Below are 19,400 nucleotides of genomic sequence, written 5' to 3'. Positions count from 1 at the left end.
GAGTAGGGGAGTAGGGGAGTAGGGGAGTAGGGGAGTAGGGGAGTAGGGGAGTAGCCAGCCACTATTCACGTTCACAATTCCATCCCCATTCGCTATTCACTGCTCACCATTCCCCTATTCCCTTACTCCCCTATTCCCCTAGGATTGCCATCATGCAACTCAGTCTCGACCAGGCAAAAGGACTGTGCCGGATGGCGGCACTTGGCGCTGGCGCCAATGAGGAAGCGGCACAATCGCTCACTGCTTCGATCATATCAGCCGAGGCCGAAGGGCTTTCCTCGGTCGGTCTGTCGCATTTCATCGACTATCTCGAGGCGCTGGAAGCCGGACGCATCGACGGCAATGCCGACCCGGTGATCACCCGGCCGGCGCTTGCGGTCTATCTCTCCGATGCACGCCGGGGGCTGGCGCATACCGGCTTCGACCGCACCATCGACGACCTCGCCAAGGCGGCAAAACTGTTCGGCGTCGCCATCTTCTCGCAGAAGAACGCCTATACATGCGGCGCGCTCGGCTATTTCACCGGAAGGCTGGCAACACTCGGGCTGGTGTCGTTCGCCGCCACCAACGGCCCGGCCGTGCTTGCCGGCTCGGGCTCGGTCAAGCCGGTCTACTGCACCAACCCGATGTCGTTTGCCGCCCCCGCCGCCGACGGGGCGCCGCTGGTCATCGACCAGTCGTCGAGCGCCACCGCTTTCGTCAACATCCGCAAAGCGGCCGAGGAGGGCAAGACAATCCCGGAAGGCTGGGCGCTGGACGCCAGCGGCAACCCGACCACCGATCCCGCCGCCGCCATGAAGGGCGCAATGCTCGCCTTCGGCGGCCAGCGCGGCGCCAACATCGCGCTGATGGTCGAGGTGCTGGCGGCGGGCCTGTCGGGCGCCAACTGGTCGCTCGACGCGCCATGGTTCAGCGGCGGGCCGGACAGCCCCGGCACGGGACTATTCGTGCTTGCTATCGAACCCAAGCTGCTCGATCCGGATTTCGAGCAGCGGATGAAGGATCAGCTCGACCGGCTGCGGCGGCGCTTCGGTGTGCATGTGCCCGGTCGTGCCCGCGCAGAGGCCGCCGAGAAGGCGCAAGCGCGGGGCATCACGGCATCCAAGGCGGTGGTGCAGCGCATTTCCGAATTCGCCGCACGCTATTCTTCCTGAATAGCTGTTAAATATCAAATAGTTATCTGAAATCTGCCCGCCGCAGGCGCGGCGCGGTGCGATTTTCTTTGCGCGCTGCTGAACCTTTCCGCGCCTTGCTGCGACCCAGCTTTGTCCAGGGCAAGGCGAGCTTGCCCGATCCACACCGGGGGAAGCAGCAAACCGAAATCGAAAGCCTGCATCACGCGAAGGCCGGTCCTTCGCGCCTCGGAAACCTCAACCCAAATCAAAGGAAATTGTCATGACCAACACCAAGATTACCATGCTGACCGCCGTCCTTCTGCTCGGCTCGTTCATGGGTGCCACACAGGCAGCCACCCTGAAGGCCGCGCCGATCAAGCCGACCAGCCCGGGTGTCATCGCCGCCCCGAGCGGCGGCGCCACCGAAGACCATTACTGCAAGAACGGCCATGCAAAATTCGCCAATTGCAGCGCCGATTTCGTCGCCGCCTGCAAGAAGGTTGGTGGCACCATGTCGGATGTTCAGGGCTGGGGTGGGCGTACTTGCTTCACGCCCTCCTGATACCGTCTCAGGTCAGGCCGCTCCGTCGGCCCCTGACTTCGCATGGATGTCACCCGGAAAACCCCGCTTCTGCGGGGTTTTCTGCGTTTTGATCGCACAATGGTAAAACATTCTTGTTTTGGTCAACTTTTGTTTATTTGACTTCGGCCAACCCGACCGGCCGTTTGCGCTGATTGAGCAAAACAGAGGAGCTATAATGCCGGCAAGCATGGACAATCCCCGCAACGCCCTTGTCATCCCGGTCCTTGGCAGGCTTTACGCGGCTCTGCACGATGGTGCCGAAACCGTTCTTCGCGTCGTCGCCGGCGGGTTTTTCGCCATCCACGGTTCGCAGAAGATCACCAATCCTTTCGGCGCTGCCGAGATGGTCGAGGGTCTCGGCTTCTATCCGGGCGCGTTGTGGTCGTTGCTTCTGGCCTGCACTGAATTCTTCGGCGGCATCTTCATCGCCATCGGGTTTTTGACGCGGCCGGCCGCCTTTGCCGGCCTGTTCGTGCTGCTGGTCACGGTCTGGTTCCACTGGGTCACGATGGACCAAGGCTATTCGGGCGCGGAAAAGTCGCTGCTTTGGGCGGCGATCCTGCTCTTCTTCGTCATTCGCGGCGGCAACCGCCATTCGGTCGACGCCCGTATGGGCAAAGCGTTCTGACAGGCTGATAGCGACGACGCGTCGCCCTTTGCCTTTGGCACGAAACGGATTATGAAACGGCTTCAGCCAAGCTTGCGAGCGCCGGAGCCAGCCATGACCGAAATCCTGCAGACCCCAAAGCTCGTCGTCGTCTTTGGCGGGTCAGGCTTTGTCGGCCGCCATGTCGTGCGCGCGTTGGCCAAGCGCGGCTATCGCATCCGGGTCGCCTGCCGGCGGCCCGATCTTGCCGGCCATTTGCAGCCGCTTGGCAATGTCGGCCAGATCCAGCCGGTGCAGGCCAATGTGCGCGTGCGCTGGTCGGTCGACCGCGCCGTGCAGGGCGCCGACCACGTCGTCAATCTGGTCGCCATCCTGCATGAGAGCGGCCGGCAGAAATTCTCCGCCGTGCACGAGTTCGGCGCCCGCGCAGTGGCCGAGGCCGCACGCTCGGTCGGCGCCGGCCTGACCCACATTTCTGCGCTTGGCGCCGATCTGGACTCCGAATCAGACTACGCGCGCACCAAGGCGCTTGGCGAAAAGGCTGTGCTGGAGACGATCAAGGACGCCGTGATCTTCCGGCCGTCGATCAATTTCGGACCCGAAGACGGCTTCTTCAACCGCTTCGCCAACATGGCGCGCTATTCGCCGGTGCTGCCGCTGATCGGCGGCGGCCAGACCAAGTTCCAGCCGGTCTATGTCGGCGACGTGGCCGAAGCGGTGGCGCGCTCGGTCGACGGCAAGGTGGATGGCGGCCAGATCTATGAACTTGGTGGACCGAAGGTGCTCACCTTCAAGCAGTGCATGGAAGAGCTGCTCGACGTGATCGAGCGCAAGCGGCTGCTGGTGCCGGTGCCGTGGTGGGTGGCCAACATCCAGGCCTCGATCCTCGGCCTGTTGCCCAATCCGCTGCTGACCAAGGACCAGGTGACGCAGTTGCGCGAGCACAACATCGTTTCGGACGCCGCCAACAAGACCAACAGGACGCTTGCAGGGCTCGGCATCCAGCCGCAATCGATCGCGACGATCCTGCCCAGCTATCTCTGGCGCTACCGCGCCGCCGGCCAGTTCCAGCAACGCAAGCCTGCTGCTTGATTTATCACAACCGTCTGAAGCTGTGTCTCATGCCGGTCGCGGCGTGACCCGCATCGGCAGACCGCCTTGCGGCTGCGTGGTCAGTTTCTGTACCGGCCAGGGTTTGGTTTCGGCTGTCGTGTCGAAGCGGAAGCGCGACAGCATGATCGCCAGCGCGATGATCGCCTCCTGCATGGCGAAGCTGGCGCCGATGCAGACGCGCGGACCCGCGCCAAACGGCAGATACTGGAAGCGGTCGATCTTTTCGCGATTCCCCGGATGGAAGCGCTCCGGCAGGAAGGCATCCGGCCGGTCCCACAGTTTCCTGTGGCGATGCACGACCCAGGGCATCACCAGCACCGCGGCGTGCTTGGGAATATGAAGATCCTTCCACATTTCCGGTTCGATCGGCTCGCGGTTGATCGACGGCGCCGGCGGATACAGCCTGAGCGCTTCGTCGAAAGCCGCACGCGTGAACGGCATGGCGTCGAGCCACTTCGTCGGATCGGGCTCGCGCGCCAACACCTGGTCGATCTCCTGCTCGACCCGGTCGCGCTCCCACGGTGATTCAGCCAGGCAATACAGTGTCCAGCCCAGCGCACGCGCCGTCGTCTCATGGCCGGCGCCGATGAAGGTGATGATGTTGTCCTCGACCTCGGCCCGCGTCAGCCCGTCGGGTCCCTCGGCCTTGAGCAGCAGCGTCAGGAAATCCTGCGGCACGGCATCGGGGTCGCGCTTGAATTTCGCTTCGCGCATCTTGACCGTATCGGTGACGATCTTGCGGAAATAGGCCATGGTCTTGCGGCCGCGGATACGGGTCAGCCTCGGCAGCCAGTCGGGCGCGCGCAACAGATCGAGCGGATCGACGCGACCCATGGTCTCGAACAGGCGGTCGATCTCGTTGGCGAAACTGCCGGGCTCGCCTGATATCTCGCCGGAAAACAGCGTCTCGGCCAGGATGTCGTAGGTGAGCAGCGTCATGTCATGGGCGATGTCGGACGTGCCGCCGTCTTCGTAGCGGGCGACGAAGTCCAGCGTGCGTCTCAGCATCGGCTGGGCGAAGCCGAAGATGTGGCGCGGCGTGAACACCGGCGCCATCGCCTTGCGCGACCGCTTCCAGACCTCGCCCTCGGCGGTCAGCAGGCCATCGCGCAGGATCGGCCGCAGGATCTTCTGACGCACCGTCGCCATCTTGTAGTTCCTGGCGTTGTCGACCAGCACATGGCGGATCAGGCCGGGATCATTGGCGACGATCAGATGTCCACCAACACCACTGGCCGAGATCCACGGCTCGTTGTAGGTGTGCTCACCCCACAATTCGAGCGGGTTGCGGTAGACGATGCGGATCATCTCCAGCGTCGAGGGCGGCGTGGTGCGCGGCTTCGGCGCCGGGGGAATGAAGGGGGCGGGCTGGATGTCCATGGGCTGCTCCGCTGATACCCCAATGTAATGGCTGGCAATGCGGGCGTCCATGTGACCGAACGGCAGGCGCAAATATGCAGCCCGAGGCGTCACAGCAGGCGATCCGTTCAGCCGATTGTGACCGCCTCCATGGCGGTGCCGCCTTGTCCGCGGCCGCGCCCTGCCGTAGGTCACCAACAGATACCGCCAGACCTAGGAGCCCGCCTTGAAGCACCAGTTGAACATCATCATCGGCAGCACGCGGCCAGGCCGCGCCGGACCGGTTTTTGCCGAGTGGCTGGAGACGTTCGCGCGCGAGCATGGAAAATTCGAGCCGGTACTGACCGACATCGATACGTTCAAGCTTCCGGTGCTGGACGAACCGCACCATCCAAGGCTCGGCAATTACAAGAACGACCATACCAAGGCCTGGTCGAAAGCGATCGATGCCGCCGACGCCTTCGTCTTCGTGGCGCCGGAATACAATTATTTCGTGGCGCCGGCGATCGTCAACGCGGTCGATTATCTCGCGCGTGAATGGAAGTACAAGCCTGCAGCCATTTTCAGCTATGGCGGCGTCTCCGGCGGCCTGCGCGCGGCGCAAGCGCTGAAGCCGTTGCTGACATCGGTCGGCGTCATGCCGATCTCGGAAGGCGTCGCGCTGCCGATGTACCAGAAACTGCTCGATGAGAACGGCGCTTTCAACGCCAGCGAACAGGTGCAGGGCGGAGCCAAAACCATGCTCGACGAGCTGTTGCGCTGGAGCGAGGCTTTGAAGCCTATGCGGGTTGCCTGAAAACGCTGGTCTTCCGCAAAAAGCCCGGCTTGCTCATGGCATAAAGAGGTGGAATGTTTGCGCAAATGGACAAGCCGGGGGGCGGTTCGACTTGCGCTTGCTTTTTGCCTTGCTGCTGATGCTCATGAGCACCGCCGCCGCGGTGGCTGAGCGACGCGTGGCCTTGATCATAGCCGAGGACGGCTACCGCCTGGTTCGGCCGCTCGCCAATCCGGTCCATGACGGCGAGGCGATGGCAGCGGCGCTGAAGAAGCTCGGCTTCGAGGTCATTCTCGAAACCAATCGCGACCTGCGGCGAATGCGCCGCGCGCTCGACGATTTTCGCCTGGATGCCAAAGGCGCCGACGTGGCGCTGGTCTACTTCTCCGGCCACGGCGTGGAAATCTCGGGCGACAACCGGCTGCTCCCGATCGATGCCGACGCCTCCTCGCTCGATGCGCTGGAGAAGACCAGCCTGCCGCTGGAAGAGGTGCGCGACAGCGTGGCCGCCACGGCCAAGGTCGGCCTGATCATGCTCGACGCCTGCCGCAGCGATCCCTTTTCGGGAAGCAGCGGTGAAGGGCGCGGCGCGACATCGCTGGCAAAGGATGTCTCCGACAAGGTGAAGCCGGGTCTCGGCCGGATTGGCCGCGCCGAAAACATCCTGTTCGCCTTCTCCGCCGCACCGGGCGAGACGGCTGCCGACGGCACCGGCCAGAACTCGCCCTTCACGACAGCGCTGACCAAATATCTCGGCACCGACGGGCTCGAGATCCGCTCGGTGCTGACGCTGGTGCAGCAGGAGGTCTACGATTTGTCGCGGGGCAAACAGCTGCCTTACGTCGAGAGCGGCCTGCCGAAGCTGTTTTTTGCCGCGGCCGCCAAGCAACAATTGCCGGAGCGCGAGCGCCTGTTGCTTGCCATGGCCGACGTGACGCCGGAAATGCGCGGTGAGGTCGAGCAGGTCGCCAGCGATGTCGACATGCCGCTGGCGCCTCTCTACGGCGTGCTGATCAGCTCCGACGCCAGCCACCTTTCCGCGGACAGCCTGAATGCCCGGTTGCGCGAGGCGGCCGACGCCTTCGTCAAGGTGCGCGGCGAAATGAGGACGCTGGCCTCCGATGATCCGCAGGTGACGGAATTGCGCCGGCAGGCCGAGGAGCAGCTTTCGCTCGGCGCCTTCGATGGGGCTCGCGCCATCCTCGCAAAGGCCGCCGACATCGACAATGTTTCGCGCAACGCCTTGAAGGCCAACTTCGTCAACCGCACGCTGTCCGAGGCGGCGACGCGTTTCCTGTCGGGCGGTGCGGCGCGTGCCGACCTCGACTATGCCACGGCCATCAAGGACTATAAATCGGTGCTGGTCCTCTACGGCGAGGCCGGGCAAACCGATCTGACCCTGGACCAGGCCGACCGCCAGATCCGAACCCTGGACGAGCTCGGCAAGCTCTACACCCTTGTCGGCAACACCGATGCGGCAGGCCGCGCCTTTGCAGCGCTGGTGTCCAATCTCGAGCTGCGTTCGGCCCGGGAAACCGACCCGAGCGTCAAGCGCGATTTTGCCGTCAGCCACATCAAGCTCGGCAACATCAAGCTGGCGCAAGGAGACCTGCCGGAAGCGCTGGAAAACTATCGGACCGCCAGAACCATGCTCAGGGATTTGACCGCTGCCGAACCCGATCGGCTGTCATGGTTCAGCGACTTCGCCATGGCCGACGACAAGATCGGCAATGTGCTTGTGACGCAAGGCGATCTGGCTGGGGCCTCGCAGATCTACCAGGAAGGCTTGTCGGTCAAGAAGCAGCTTGCCGACAACGAGCCGGAGCGCGCCGAACTGCAGCGCGACCTGACGATCAGCTATGACGAGATCGGCGGCCTTGCCCGGGTCATGGGGCAACTGGACAACGCCCAGATGGCCTACGAGGAGAGCCTGAAGATCCGATTGGCATTGGCCGAAAAGAAGCCGCAGGATGCCGAACGGCAGCGCGATGTGTCGGTCAGCCATGATACGATCGGCGACCTCAAGCGCGAGCGCGGCGATGCGGCGGGCGCACTCGCGTCCTATAAAGCGGGCCATGCGATCGTCGAACAATTAGTGGGCCGCGACCCCGACAACAGTGAGTTGAAGCGCGACCTGTCTGTCGGCAACGCAAAGATGGGCAATGCGCTGAGCGATCAAGAGGAATGGCCGGCAGCCCTCGCCGCCTATAGGCAAGCCCTCTCGATAGCCCGCGTGCTGGCGGCCAGTGACCCTGCCAACGCCGACTGGCAACGCGACCTCTCGGTCAGCCTGGAGAAGGTCGCCGGCATTCTGGCGATACAGGGCGACCGCGCCGGAGCACTCAAGGCCTATACAGACAGTTTCGCTATCGCCGACCGGCTGGCCAAGCTCGACCCTGCCAATGCCGACTGGCAACGCGACCTATCGATCACCCTGTCCGAGATCGGCATGCTCAAGGCCAAGCAGCGCGACGTCAAAGGCGCGCGGCAGGCTTTCCAGGACAGTCTCGACATCCGCCAGAAGCTCGCCCGGTCCGACCCAAACAACGCCACCTGGCAGCGCGACCTGGTGGTTGCCATGATCGACTACGCTCAGGTCGCCAAGAACCCCAAGACGGTGCTTTCGCAGGCGCTGGACATGACGCTGGAGCTCGACCGCAGCGGGCGGCTGGCGCCGCGATACAAGTTCATGATCAAGTTTCTCAGGGACCGGCTGGCCAAAGTGAAATAGGGCCTGACGGGAGGCTGCCATGGACAGCCGGCTCATTCCCCGTGAAATGCCTGCAAACCTTGGAAAAACCGCCTTTTGCGCCTATATCTAGTGCATATCAGAGGCGCGATTCGGAGCGGGTTTTTCGCGCCGTGCAAGCGGCATCCAGACAACAGGTTTTCATGAGCGATCAGATCGACAACAACAACGGCGCTGAAGCCGAATACGGCGCCGATTCCATCAAGGTTTTGAAGGGGTTGGATGCTGTCCGCAAACGCCCCGGAATGTATATCGGCGATACCGACGACGGTTCGGGCCTGCATCACATGGTCTATGAAGTGGTCGATAACGCCATCGACGAGGCGCTGGCCGGTCACGCCGATCTCGTCACCGTAACGCTCAACCCCGATGGTTCGGTCACCGTGATCGACAATGGCCGCGGAATTCCGACAGATATCCACACCGGAGAAGGCATTTCGGCGGCCGAAGTGATCATGACGCAGCTGCATGCCGGCGGCAAGTTCGACCAGAATTCCTACAAGGTCTCGGGCGGCCTGCATGGCGTCGGCGTCTCGGTGGTCAACGCGCTGTCGGCGTGGCTGAAGCTGAAAATCCGCCGCAACGGCCAGATCTTCGAGATGAGTTTCACGCATGGCAATGCCGACGCGCCGCTGAAGGCGACCGGCAGCTATGAGCAGGACAAGCAGCCGGGCACCTATGAGGGCCGCAGCGGCAGCCAGATCACCTTCTTCCCGTCGGCCGAGACCTTCACCATGGTCGAGTTCGACTTCAGCACGCTGGAACACCGGCTGCGCGAGCTTGCCTTCCTCAATTCCGGCGTGCGCATCATTTTGACCGATGCCCGTCACGCCGATGTCGTGCGCCATGAGCTGCACTATGATGGAGGCCTCGAGGAATTCGTCAAATATCTCGATCGGGTCAAGAAACCGCTGATCGACAAGCCGATCGCCATCCGGGCGGAGCGCGATGGGATCACCGTCGAAGTGGCGATGTGGTGGAACGACAGCTACCACGAGAACGTGCTGGCCTTCACCAACAACATCCCTCAGCGCGATGGCGGCACGCATCTGGCCGGCTTTCGCGGCGCGCTGACGCGCCAGATCACCGGCTATGGCGAATCCTCCGGCCTGACCAAGAAGGAAAAGGTCTCGCTGATCGGCGACGATTGCCGCGAAGGCCTGACGGCGGTGCTTTCAGTCAAGGTTCCAGATCCGAAATTCTCCTCGCAGACCAAGGACAAGCTGGTCTCGTCGGAAGTCCGTCCTGTCGTCGAAGGCCTGGTCAACGAAGCGCTCGGCACCTGGCTGGAAGAACATCCGAGCGAAGGCAAGGTGGTCGTCGACAAGGTGATCCAGGCCGCGGCGGCGCGTGAAGCGGCGCGCAAGGCGCGCGATATCACCCGCAAGAGCTCGCTCGGCGTCACTTCCCTGCCCGGCAAACTGGCCGACTGCCAGGAACGCGACCCGGCGAAGTCCGAAATCTTCATCGTCGAGGGTGACTCCGCCGGCGGCTCGGCCAAGGGTGGGCGTTCGCGCCAGAACCAGGCGATCCTGCCGTTGCGCGGCAAGATCCTCAATGTCGAGCGGGCGCGCTTCGACCGCATGCTCGGCTCCGACATGATCGGCACGCTGATCACGGCGCTCGGCACCTCGATCGGCAAGGACGAGTTCAACGCCGACAAGCTGCGCTACCACAAGATCATCCTGATGACCGACGCCGATGTCGACGGTGCCCATATCAGAACCTTGCTGCTGACCTTCTTCTTCCGGCAGATGCCGGAGCTGATCGAGCGCGGCCATCTCTATATCGCCCAGCCGCCGCTCTACAAGGTGACGCGCGGCAAGAGCTCGCAATACATCAAGGACGAGAGCGCATTCGAAGAGTTCCTGATCGGCTCGGGACTGGAGGAAGCATCGCTTACGCTCGGCTCGGGCGAGGTTCGCATCGGGCAGGACCTGCGCGGAGCCATCGACGACGCACTGGCGGTGCGCCAGCTGATCAACGGCCTGCACACGCGCTACAACAGAGGCGTCGTCGAACAGGCGGCGATTGCCGGCGGGCTCAACCCGGACGTGTTCACCGATCTCGGCCGCGCCAACGCCATGGCGGAGCGGATTGCAAAACGCCTCGACATCATTGCCGAGGACACCGAGCGCGGCTGGACCGGCCGCATGTCGACCTCGAATGAAGGTGTCGGCGGCTATGTGTTCGAGCGCACGGTGCGCAGCGTCAAGGAATACGCGCATCTCGATCTGGCGCTGATCAATTCGGCCGACGCACGCCAGCTCGACCGCTACGCACAGCGCCTCAGCGAGGTCTACGGCTCGCCGCCGGTGCTGCGCCGCAAGGATGTCTCCGAAACCATCTCGGGGCCGCTGGCGATGCTCAATGCGGTCTTTGCAACCGGCCGCAAGGGCCTGACAATGCAGCGCTACAAGGGTCTCGGCGAGATGAATGCCGAACAGCTGTGGGAAACCACGCTCGATCCGAACGTGCGCTCGCTGCTGCAGGTCAAGGTCAATGACGCGACCGACGCGGACTCGCTGTTTTCGCGGCTGATGGGCGACGAGGTCGAACCCAGGCGAGAATTCATTCAGGACAACGCACTGTCCGTCGCCAATCTGGACATCTGATATCTGGTCTGTGACATTGGCGCTGTGCGCGCCAATTGTTCGCCGGCGGCAAGAAAATCATTTTATAGTCCGCCGGAACGGAAGTCCCCTTGGAGCATTGTGACAACATCGATCACGATTTCTAACAGGAGGCCTTCATGGGACGCGGCATTTTGCTCTGGTTGCTCGGCATTCCGATCCCGATCATCATTTTGATCATGCTGTTCGCGCGATAGGGGGCTGTCATGCAGTCCACCCTATCGGCTGTCGACGTTTCCGCCTCAACCGAATCCTCCGCCACCGCCGTAAGTTGGGGGCCTATCGTCGCCGGCGCCTTCGCGGCTTCGACGCTGACCCTCATCCTCATGCTGCTTGGTTCGGGGCTGGGGTTGAGCATGGTGTCTCCCTGGTCGGGGTCTGGCACAACCGTTACCACATTCGCGGTTTCCACCGCGGTCTGGCTGGTCATCGTGCAATGGCTGTCCTCCGGCCTCGGCGGCTATCTTGCCGGACGGCTGCGCACCAAATGGGTCGGCGTTCATACCGACGAGGTCTATTTCCGTGACACCGCCCACGGTTTTCTCGCCTGGGCACTCGCCACATTGCTCGTCGTCGGCGTGCTTGGCTCAGCGCTTTCCGCGGCGATCGGTTCAGGCGTGCAGGCGGTGTCCACCGTCGCGTCCGGCGCTGCCATGGGGGCATCGGCTGGGGCCTCGGCCAATGCCGGCACCCCGTCGGTCGACAATGCGACATCCTATCTGGTGGATTCGCTGTTTCGTCCGGCCGATCCGAGCAAACTGGCGGCCGCCAATCCGGACAGTGATGCCGCGGCGGCCGGGCAGGCCTCGCGCATCCTGATCGCCGGCGCCGTGGCGGGTGAAGTGTCGGCCGAGGACAAGACATATCTGTCGCAACTGGTCGCCGCCCGCACGGGGCTTTCCGAGGCGGATGCCAAGACGCGGGTGGATGCGGTCATCGCCAAGGCTCAGGACGCCAAGGTCAAGGCGCAACAGGCCGCCGACACCGCCAGGAAGGCCAGCGCGACCTTTGCGCTGCTTGGTGCGCTGTCGCTGGCGATCGGCGCCTTCATCGCCAGCGCCGCCGCGGCTCTCGGCGGCAGGCAGCGCGACGACGAGGAAGCGGTGTTCCTCACCAGCCGCTGATCCGGCCAAGACGCCCAAAACAAAAGCCCGGCCGCAAGGCCGGGCTTTTGTTTGCTTCCGTCGCGCCGTGGTCGGATCAGTGATCCATGGCCTTGACGATCTCTTCGGTCATCTTCTTGGCATCGCCGAGCAGCATCATGGTGCCGTCCTTGTAGAACAGCGTGTTGTCGATCCCGGCATAGCCGGAACCGAGCGAGCGCTTGACGAACAGGCAGGTGCGGGCCTTGTCGACGTCGAGGATCGGCATGCCGTAGATGGGCGAAGACTTGTCGTCGCGCGCGGACGGGTTGGTGACGTCGTTGGCGCCGATGACATAGGCGACATCGGCTTGCGCGAATTCCGAGTTGATGTCCTCGAGTTCGAACACTTCGTCGTAGGGCACATTGGCTTCGGCGAGCAGCACGTTCATGTGGCCGGGCATGCGGCCGGCGACCGGATGGATGGCATATTTGACGTCGACGCCATTGGCCTTGAGCTTGTCGGCCATTTCGCGCAGTGCATGCTGCGCCTGGGCAACCGCCATGCCGTAGCCCGGCACGATGATGACTTTCTGGGCGTTCATCATGAGGTAGGCGGCATCGTCGGCGGAACCCTGCTTGACCGTGCGTTCGATGCCGTCATCGGCGGCCGCTGCCGTCTCGCCGCCGAAGCCGCCGAGGATGACCGAGATGAAGCTTCGGTTCATGCCTTTGCACATGATGTAGGACAGGATCGCGCCGGACGAGCCGACCAGCGCACCGGTGATGATCAGCGCCAGATTGCCGAGCGTGAAGCCGAGTGCGGCCGCCGCCCAGCCCGAATAGGAGTTGAGCATCGAGACGACGACCGGCATGTCGGCGCCGCCGATCGGGATGATGAGAAGGACGCCAAGGACGAGCGAGGCGGCAACGATCAGCCAGAAGACCAGCTTGGACTCGGTGGTGACCAGCAGCACGATCAGCACGACGAGCGCGATGGCAAGTGCCGCGTTGATGAAGTGGCGTCCGCCGATCATGATCGGCTTGCCGGACATGCGGCCGTCGAGCTTGAGGAAGGCGATGACCGAGCCGGTGAAGGTGATGGCGCCGATGGCGACGCCAAGGCTCATCTCGATCAGCGCCTGGGCGTGGATGTCGCCATCCGTGCCGATGCCGAAGCTTTCCGGCGCATAGATGGCGGCGGCCGCCACCATGACGGCAGCGAGGCCGACCAGCGAGTGGAACGCGGCGACCAGCTGCGGCATCGAGGTCATGGCGATGCGGCGCGCGGTGACGGCGCCGACGCCGCCGCCAATGGCCAGGCCGAGCACGATCAGGCCGAAGCGGCCGGCCGAGGGGGTTGCCAGCGCCAGCGTGGTGGCGATGGCGATGCCCATGCCGATCATGCCGTAGAGATTGCCCTGGCGGCTGGTGGTCGGATGCGACAGGCCGCGCAGCGCCATGATGAACAGGACGCCGGAGACAAGATAGAGGAAGGACGCGAAGTTGGCGTTCATGGCGCTCTACTTGTCCTTCTTCTTGTACATGGCCAGCATGCGCTGGGTGACGAGGAAGCCGCCGAAGATGTTGACCGACACCAGCATCAGCGCGACGAAGCCGAAGCCCGCGGCAATGCCGGAGGCGGCGATGCCGACGGCAAGCAGCGCGCCGACGACGATGACCGAGGAGATGGCGTTGGTGACGGCCATCAGCGGCGTGTGCAGCGCGGGGGTCACCGACCAGACGACGTAGTAGCCGACGAAGATCGCCAGGACGAAGATGGCGAAGCGGAAGACGAAGGGATCGATGGCGCCGCCGGACAGCGCATGCGCAGCATCACCCGCCGCGTCGGCACCACCAGGCGCGGTCGCTATGTTTTGCACCGCCAGCCGGACGGCGGCGGAAGCCTGGTCGAGCTGGTCAAGGGCTTTCTGCAGGGTCTGATCCATCACGCAATGCCTTTCGACTTCGACGAGGGCGACTTGGATGCGGCCGGTTTCTTGGGCGCGGCTTTCTTGGGCGAAGCGTCGGCGACCATGGTCTTGGCCGGGATCGCCGCCGGCTCGACATGGGGCTGCTGGTCAGACTTCACGAATGCCGGATGAACCACCTTGCCGCCGTCGGTCAGCATCGTTGCCTTGACCAGATCGTCATCGCGGTTGATGGCAAGCGTCTTGGTCGTCTTGTCGACCAGCGTTTCCAGGAAGGCAAACAGGTTTCTGGCATAAAGCAGCGAGGCCGACGCCGCGATGCGGCCAGGCACATTGAGATGGCCGACAATCTTGACGTTGTTGGCGGTGGTGACGACCTTGCCGGCTTCGGCGCCCTCGACATTGCCGCCACGCTCGACCGCCAGATCGACGAGAACCGAGCCTGGCTTCATCGAGGCGACCATGGCCGCTGAGACCAGCTTCGGCGCCGGTCGGCCGGGGATCAGCGCCGTGGTGATAACGATATCCTGCTTGGCGATGTGCTCTGATGTGAGTGCCGCCTGCTTGGCCTGGTATTCCTTAGACATCTCCTTGGCGTAGCCGCCTGCCGTCTCTGCGGCCTTGAATTCCTCGTCCTCGACCGCAAGGAACTTTGCGCCGAGCGAGGCGACCTGTTCCTTGGCGGCGGGGCGAACGTCGGTGGCGGTGACGACCGCACCAAGCCGGCGCGCGGTGGCGATCGCCTGCAGGCCGGCGACACCGACGCCCATGATGAAGACCTTCGCCGCCGGCACCGTGCCGGCCGCCGTCATCATCATCGGCAGCGCGCGATCATATTCCGAAGCCCCGTCGATCACCGCCTGATAGCCGGCCAAATTGGCCTGCGAGGACAAAACGTCCATCGACTGCGCGCGGGTGATGCGCGGCATGAATTCCATCGAGAAGGCGGTGACACCGGCCTTGGCCAGGGCTGCCACAGCGGCATCATTGCCATAGGGATCCATGATGGCAATGACCGCTGTACCGGGCCTGTAGCTCTTCAGCTCGGCATCGCCGGGCCGACGCACCTTCAGCACGACATCGGCCTTGGCGACATCGGAAGCCTTGCCTATGGCGGCGCCGGCGCTCGCATAATCGGCATCGACGATGCGCGAATTCAGACCGGCACCGGCCTCGACGACGACGTCGAAGCCCAACGCCGCCAGCCGTTTCACCGTATCGGGCGAGGCCGCGACGCGCGGCTCGTTGGCATCGAGCTCACGAGGGATGAAAACCGTCTGTCCCACCGCATGATCCTTTCGGCCGGAAGCTATTTCCCGCAAGACGCCGGCCGGCCTCGCGGCGGCGCCGTGGACAAGGTGTCGGAAAATCTATCGGAGGATAAAGGCGCCGACGGCCATAATCAGCACGAACAGGATGGTCGCCGAGAAGAAGCCGCCCGCGAAGAAGCCGAAGGCCATCGCCAGAAGCAGGGCTCCGCAGAAAAGCGATCCGTATTTGGCCAGCGCGAGGAAGCCCGCATAAGTGCGGTCATGCTCGGCATAGTCCATCTTCGCGCCCAGCTCGACAGGACCGGTCGGCGAGTGATCAGCCATAGGAATACCCCTTCGAAGACATCTTTCAGGCACATAGCGAAAAGCCGGGCCGAGAGCAATGGCGCTATTGCCGCACAACAGCGGACAACTGCCTCAAGGAAAGGTTGAAGCCGGCTGCCAACGCGCGACGGAGTCCGATCGCTGGATTCTGATGCTTGATGCGGAAAGATGCTTCGAAGGCAGACGCTTGCGTGGCCTAAGCCGGCGCCCTCAGCCGGCTAGATGCGGAAATAGCCCGAGCAACCCGACGACGATCAGATAGAGCGCGACGATGTAGTTCAACAGCCTTGGCATGACCAGGATCAGCACGCCGGCGATCAGCGAGATAAGCGGGGTGAGCGCAAGTGTGGAAATGGTCATGACGGGTTCCTTTGGCATATCCGTGGATTCGGCGACCAATGGCGAGGACGACAAGGCGCCGAGCCATCAGAACGCGTATCCGGCCGGAAAGCTCCAGTGGTTCTGCGAACGCCTAATCTCAGGCGGCTTCGCGAAAATATTTGGCAGTCGGCAGGATGGTCAGCGGCGCCAATTCTCCAGCACCAGGTGTCTCGAACAGCATACGCTGCTCCAGAGATGTGGATCGGAAGAATGGGAAGCGCGAGAACGACCGCTCGCGAATGGCAGCGACATTGGCGCGATAGAGCACGACCTTGTAGTTCAGGCCCGGATAGTCGCGCAGTTCGCCGATCTGCTCAGAACAGTAGATACGACGGTAGAAACCCGCATGTTCGGGCCGGATAGTCGAGAGACAGTAAGGTGCGTCGAAGTAGAAGCAGGCCATTCCGGCAAGGCGCAGCGTCAGGTAGGGGATCTGCGGATAGACCTTCGACCAGTCTGGGTCGGCAGCAAAGCGGCTCGGATCGGCAAAGTGCGCCCCGGCAGCCAGCATCGGGCGCAGGATGTCGCCGTAGACAGTTGTAGACGGCGATTGCGGCGTGGCCCGGCAGGCATGATGAATGCGCACCGTGGAGACCAGGATGCCGTCAATATAGACGCCGAACTTGGAACAATTTTCAGCTTCGTCGAGCTCGTCATGCACAATATGTTCCGGGTTTTCCGGCACCATATCATTCAAGCGATAGGATTTGTAGCGTAACCTATAGATGTCTTCGAGATCCTCTCCCTTGTCGCAGCGGCGATATTCCGTCCGCTCAAGCATCGCTGAAACATTGCGGGCGAAACTCGACATGCTGTCGGGCGAATTTTCTTCACCCCCGCCCGCCACATGGCCAAGCGCTTCCAACTGCACATCCATACTCAAACCCTCGTAAGTTTCCGCCGCAGTTCAACCTACGACGGGACCCTGAGATGTAAAAGATGAAAATGGAGCACACGTCGTTTACCGATCATTAACGTTAACGATCCGTAAATTTTTATGAAAAGGCGACACTCTTCCCGGCACCGGTCAGCGGCGTGCGGCTCTCTTGGCTGAATTGATGTCCTTGGCGAAGGGCCATACCGTGTTCGACATGGTCTCGATGCCGGAAGCGCTGAGCGCCGAACCGAACAGGAACCCCTGGACAAGGTCGGGCTTGACCTGCAGCGCCAGTATCTTGAGCTGCTCGAAGGTCTCTACACCCTCGACGGTGACCGAAAGGCCCAGCGGCCGCGATAGGTTGACGATACCCTTGAGCAGCTCGAGCGAACGGGGGTTCTGGGTGACGTCCATCAGGAACGAGCGGTCGATTTTGATCTTGTCGAGCGGCAGTTTGTGCAGATAGCTCAGGCTCGAATAGCCGGTGCCGAAATCGTCGAGCGCGATGCGTACGCCGATCTGCTTCAGCTCCTCGATATACTGGCGCGTCAGCGACTTGTCGTCCAGCAGCGCCGTTTCGGTGACCTCGATCTCGAGCCGGGAGGCGGCGAGGCCGGAGCCGGCCAACGCATCGCGAACCTTCTGGATGACGTCGCGGTTGCGGAAATCCTTGGCCGAGAGATTGACCGAGACGCTGGTCTGGTCCGGCCATTTGGCGCATTCGGCGCAGGCTGCCTGCAGCACGAAGGTGCTGATCTCGGAAATGATGCCCATTTCCTCAGCCAAAGGAATGAAGATGCTGGGCGAGATCGGCCCGAGATCGGGATGATCCCACCGGCACAACGCCTCGCAGCTGGCGATACGCATGGTGCTCATCGCCACGATCGGCTGATAGACCACCCTCAAGCCCTTGCTTTCCACGGCTGTACGCAGGTCCGCCTTCATCAGCTGACGGTTGCGGAAGGCGGCATCCATCGAGGCTTCAAACAGCCGCCAGCTGTTCTTGCCGAGCTCCTTGGCCTTGTAGAGCGCCAGGTCCGCCTTGACGATCATGGCGTCGACATCGGTATCCTTGACCCGTGACAGCACCGCGCCGCCGCTGGCCTGAATACGCAGCCCGTGACCGGCGACGTCGACTTCCCCTTGCAGGCCGGCGAAAATCTCGTCGAGCTGGCTGGTCAGATGGCTCTCATCCTCGACGCGGTCGAAGAAGATCATGAACTCGTCGCCACCGAAACGGCTGACCGTGATATCTTGCCTGGCAATGGCGGCAAGCCGCTCGGCAACGGCATAGATCAAGCCATCGCCGATCGGATGGCCAAGCGTGTCGTTGACGCTCTTGAAATCGTCGAGGTCGAGCACCGCAAGGCCGCAGAGACGATCGCGATCGCCGGATACCATGGCCTCGCCGACCAGTTCATGGAAATAGGCGCGGTTGGGCAGGCCGGTGAGGTTGTCGTAACGTGCCATGAAGCGGATCTTGTCTTCCGCCTCGACACGGGCGGTGACGTCCTCGAAGGTGATGACGCCCAGTTCCTGGCTGCCTTCGCGAGCCGAGAACTCGTAATGCTGGCCGTTGGCGAGGGAAACCAGCACCTTGCGGTCGCGGCCCTCGCGCAGGGCACGCGTCAGCTGGGCCTCGATGTAGCGGCAATCCTTGGGCGCCAGCATGCCGCCGGCGACACCGCGCATCAACAGACCATGGATCGACCGGCCGAGCAGCGCGTCGGGCGACTTGAGCGACATCAGATGCGCCGCCTCGGCATTGGCCACCGCGACGCGGCCGTCCGGGCCGAGCATGACAAGGCCGTGCGACATGGTGTTGAGCGCTCGGTTGAAGCGCTGGGCGATGCGATTGGCCTTTTTTTCCTCGGACAGGGCGGCGAAAAGCACCTCGCGGACCAGATCGGCGAAGCGCTTGATGGCAAAAAGAAATGGCGCCGAAAGCAGGCCGAGAATGAAGTGATAGGGATCGCCCCGCAGGATGAAGCCCAGCGAGATCGGCCAAGTCATGGTCATAATGAAGATCACGACCATCCTGGGCGAACCATAGTTGCGGCCAGCAATAGACGTGGCGGAGGCAAGCGTCACGCAGACGGCAGCTATTTCCGCGAATGGGTCATAGGCAAGATAGATGCCGACAAAGCAGAAGGCACCAAGCATGAAGCCATGCATCGAGCCGTACAGTATGTAGTCGTTCTCGCGGCGACGCGCCTCTTCCCAATTTTGAGGCGAAGGAGCGTGACGATATTTCCTGATGTTGCGAAGACGAAGGAAGGCGACGGCCAGCAGTCCGAGTGTGACCGCGAGATAGGCCGGATCCATGGTTTTCCAGTAAACCAGCACGACCAGCAGGGTTTGGGCAAAGAATCCTATCGAAAGCGTCAACCCGTCGCGAAACAAGGTTTCCACGAACGGAATGTAGACGTCGACCGGGATCTCGTTCTTCTTTATCAGATTCAACGCCTGAATCCCAACCCTGGGGAGCCAAGCAGTGCCACATCCGCCTTAAGAAAGATTTAGAGAGGCCCCGCCGCTCCTGCCGTCAAGCCGGGTGACGCAACGGAAAGCAAGGAAACTGTCGTTCAGGTAAACAAGGCG

The 19,400-nt window shown here is 62.7% G+C and carries 16 protein-coding genes; 8 read left to right on the top strand and 8 right to left on the bottom strand.

Going from position 1 to position 19,400, the window contains the following annotated elements:
- Positions 1-152: 152 nt before the first annotated feature.
- From AC0L24_RS16530 to AC0L24_RS16515, 4 genes are all read left to right on the top strand, one after another.
- A complete protein-coding gene (locus AC0L24_RS16530) occupies positions 153-1,154 on the top strand; it encodes an Ldh family oxidoreductase (protein WP_164749058.1) in 1,002 nt (333 codons plus the stop codon).
- Positions 1,155-1,395: 241 nt separating this feature from the next.
- Positions 1,396-1,677 carry a hypothetical protein gene (locus AC0L24_RS16525; RefSeq protein ID WP_127808194.1) on the top strand — a complete coding sequence of 94 codons (282 nt, stop codon included), beginning with the start codon at positions 1,396-1,398 and terminating at the stop codon, positions 1,675-1,677.
- A gap of 196 nt (positions 1,678-1,873) precedes the next feature.
- On the top strand, positions 1,874-2,326 hold the full coding sequence (locus AC0L24_RS16520) for a DoxX family protein (protein ID WP_127808195.1): 453 nt from the start codon (positions 1,874-1,876) through the stop codon (positions 2,324-2,326).
- A gap of 93 nt (positions 2,327-2,419) precedes the next feature.
- On the top strand, positions 2,420-3,397 hold the full coding sequence (locus tag AC0L24_RS16515; protein ID WP_127270317.1) for a complex I NDUFA9 subunit family protein: 978 nt from the start codon (positions 2,420-2,422) through the stop codon (positions 3,395-3,397).
- A 27-nt stretch (positions 3,398-3,424) separates the two neighbouring features.
- Here AC0L24_RS16515 and AC0L24_RS16510 read toward each other — a convergent pair whose 3' ends face one another.
- A complete protein-coding gene (locus AC0L24_RS16510; protein WP_127808196.1) occupies positions 3,425-4,798 on the bottom strand; it encodes a cytochrome P450 in 1,374 nt (457 codons plus the stop codon).
- A 205-nt stretch (positions 4,799-5,003) separates the two neighbouring features.
- Between AC0L24_RS16510 and AC0L24_RS16505 the strand changes: the two genes are divergently transcribed.
- The 4 genes from AC0L24_RS16505 to AC0L24_RS16490 all read left to right on the top strand — a co-directional run bounded on the left by AC0L24_RS16505 (position 5,004) and on the right by AC0L24_RS16490 (position 12,058).
- Complete coding sequence (locus AC0L24_RS16505; protein WP_473563970.1) at positions 5,004-5,573, top strand: NADPH-dependent FMN reductase; 570 nt, start codon at positions 5,004-5,006, stop codon at positions 5,571-5,573.
- A 91-nt stretch (positions 5,574-5,664) separates the two neighbouring features.
- Positions 5,665-8,283, top strand: coding sequence for a caspase family protein (locus AC0L24_RS16500; RefSeq protein ID WP_473563969.1), 2,619 nt, complete (start codon positions 5,665-5,667; stop codon positions 8,281-8,283).
- A gap of 161 nt (positions 8,284-8,444) precedes the next feature.
- Complete coding sequence (gyrB, locus tag AC0L24_RS16495; RefSeq protein ID WP_127808198.1) at positions 8,445-10,916, top strand: DNA topoisomerase (ATP-hydrolyzing) subunit B; 2,472 nt, start codon at positions 8,445-8,447, stop codon at positions 10,914-10,916.
- A 224-nt stretch (positions 10,917-11,140) separates the two neighbouring features.
- Positions 11,141-12,058 carry a hypothetical protein gene (locus AC0L24_RS16490; RefSeq protein WP_127808199.1) on the top strand — a complete coding sequence of 306 codons (918 nt, stop codon included), beginning with the start codon at positions 11,141-11,143 and terminating at the stop codon, positions 12,056-12,058.
- A gap of 76 nt (positions 12,059-12,134) precedes the next feature.
- On the opposite strand, the gene AC0L24_RS16485 is transcribed toward AC0L24_RS16490, so the two are convergent.
- The 7 genes from AC0L24_RS16485 to AC0L24_RS16455 all read right to left on the bottom strand — a co-directional run bounded on the left by AC0L24_RS16485 (position 12,135) and on the right by AC0L24_RS16455 (position 19,262).
- Positions 12,135-13,532 (bottom strand): NAD(P)(+) transhydrogenase (Re/Si-specific) subunit beta, encoded by a 1,398-nt coding sequence (locus AC0L24_RS16485; RefSeq protein WP_127808200.1) that lies wholly within the window; start codon positions 13,530-13,532, stop codon positions 12,135-12,137.
- A 6-nt stretch (positions 13,533-13,538) separates the two neighbouring features.
- Entirely contained in the window at positions 13,539-13,964 is a 426-nt protein-coding gene (locus AC0L24_RS16480) for a proton-translocating transhydrogenase family protein (protein WP_473563968.1), read from the bottom strand.
- Positions 13,964-15,232, bottom strand: coding sequence for a Re/Si-specific NAD(P)(+) transhydrogenase subunit alpha (locus AC0L24_RS16475; RefSeq protein ID WP_127808201.1), 1,269 nt, complete (start codon positions 15,230-15,232; stop codon positions 13,964-13,966). Before AC0L24_RS16475 ends, AC0L24_RS16480 begins: the two co-directional genes overlap by 1 nt.
- Positions 15,233-15,316: 84 nt before the next feature.
- Entirely contained in the window at positions 15,317-15,541 is a 225-nt protein-coding gene (locus AC0L24_RS16470; protein WP_127267396.1) for an aa3-type cytochrome c oxidase subunit IV, read from the bottom strand.
- A 210-nt stretch (positions 15,542-15,751) separates the two neighbouring features.
- On the bottom strand, positions 15,752-15,901 hold the full coding sequence (locus AC0L24_RS16465) for a DUF3096 domain-containing protein (RefSeq protein ID WP_013528205.1): 150 nt from the start codon (positions 15,899-15,901) through the stop codon (positions 15,752-15,754).
- A gap of 118 nt (positions 15,902-16,019) precedes the next feature.
- The gene (locus AC0L24_RS16460) at positions 16,020-16,799 is read right to left on the bottom strand and encodes an N-acyl amino acid synthase FeeM domain-containing protein (protein WP_127267397.1); all 780 of its coding nucleotides are present in this window, start codon (positions 16,797-16,799) and stop codon (positions 16,020-16,022) included.
- 150 nt (positions 16,800-16,949) lie between these two features.
- The gene (locus tag AC0L24_RS16455) at positions 16,950-19,262 is read right to left on the bottom strand and encodes a putative bifunctional diguanylate cyclase/phosphodiesterase (protein ID WP_127321216.1); all 2,313 of its coding nucleotides are present in this window, start codon (positions 19,260-19,262) and stop codon (positions 16,950-16,952) included.
- Positions 19,263-19,400: the final 138 nt, after the last annotated feature.

It is taken from the genome of Mesorhizobium sp. WSM4809 (assembly GCF_055811655.1).
This window is presented reverse-complemented; position numbering and strand designations above follow the sequence as displayed.

Excerpts from the sequence above, each read along its gene's own strand:
- AC0L24_RS16510 (WP_127808196.1), bottom strand. The coding sequence starts at position 4,798 with ATGGACATCCAGCCCGCCCCCTTCATTCCCCCGGCGCCGAAGCCGCGC.
- AC0L24_RS16485 (WP_127808200.1), bottom strand. The coding sequence starts at position 13,532 with ATGAACGCCAACTTCGCGTCCTTCCTCTATCTTGTCTCCGGCGTCCTG.
- AC0L24_RS16520 (WP_127808195.1), top strand. The coding sequence starts at position 1,874 with ATGCCGGCAAGCATGGACAATCCCCGCAACGCCCTTGTCATCCCGGTC.
- gyrB (WP_127808198.1), top strand. The coding sequence starts at position 8,445 with ATGAGCGATCAGATCGACAACAACAACGGCGCTGAAGCCGAATACGGC.
- AC0L24_RS16515 (WP_127270317.1), top strand. The coding sequence starts at position 2,420 with ATGACCGAAATCCTGCAGACCCCAAAGCTCGTCGTCGTCTTTGGCGGG.
- AC0L24_RS16525 (WP_127808194.1), top strand. The coding sequence starts at position 1,396 with ATGACCAACACCAAGATTACCATGCTGACCGCCGTCCTTCTGCTCGGC.
- AC0L24_RS16460 (WP_127267397.1), bottom strand. The coding sequence starts at position 16,799 with ATGGATGTGCAGTTGGAAGCGCTTGGCCATGTGGCGGGCGGGGGTGAA.
- AC0L24_RS16480 (WP_473563968.1), bottom strand. The coding sequence starts at position 13,964 with ATGGATCAGACCCTGCAGAAAGCCCTTGACCAGCTCGACCAGGCTTCC.
- AC0L24_RS16470 (WP_127267396.1), bottom strand. The coding sequence starts at position 15,541 with ATGGCTGATCACTCGCCGACCGGTCCTGTCGAGCTGGGCGCGAAGATG.
- AC0L24_RS16490 (WP_127808199.1), top strand. The coding sequence starts at position 11,141 with ATGCAGTCCACCCTATCGGCTGTCGACGTTTCCGCCTCAACCGAATCC.
- AC0L24_RS16465 (WP_013528205.1), bottom strand. The coding sequence starts at position 15,901 with ATGACCATTTCCACACTTGCGCTCACCCCGCTTATCTCGCTGATCGCC.
- AC0L24_RS16530 (WP_164749058.1), top strand. The coding sequence starts at position 153 with ATGCAACTCAGTCTCGACCAGGCAAAAGGACTGTGCCGGATGGCGGCA.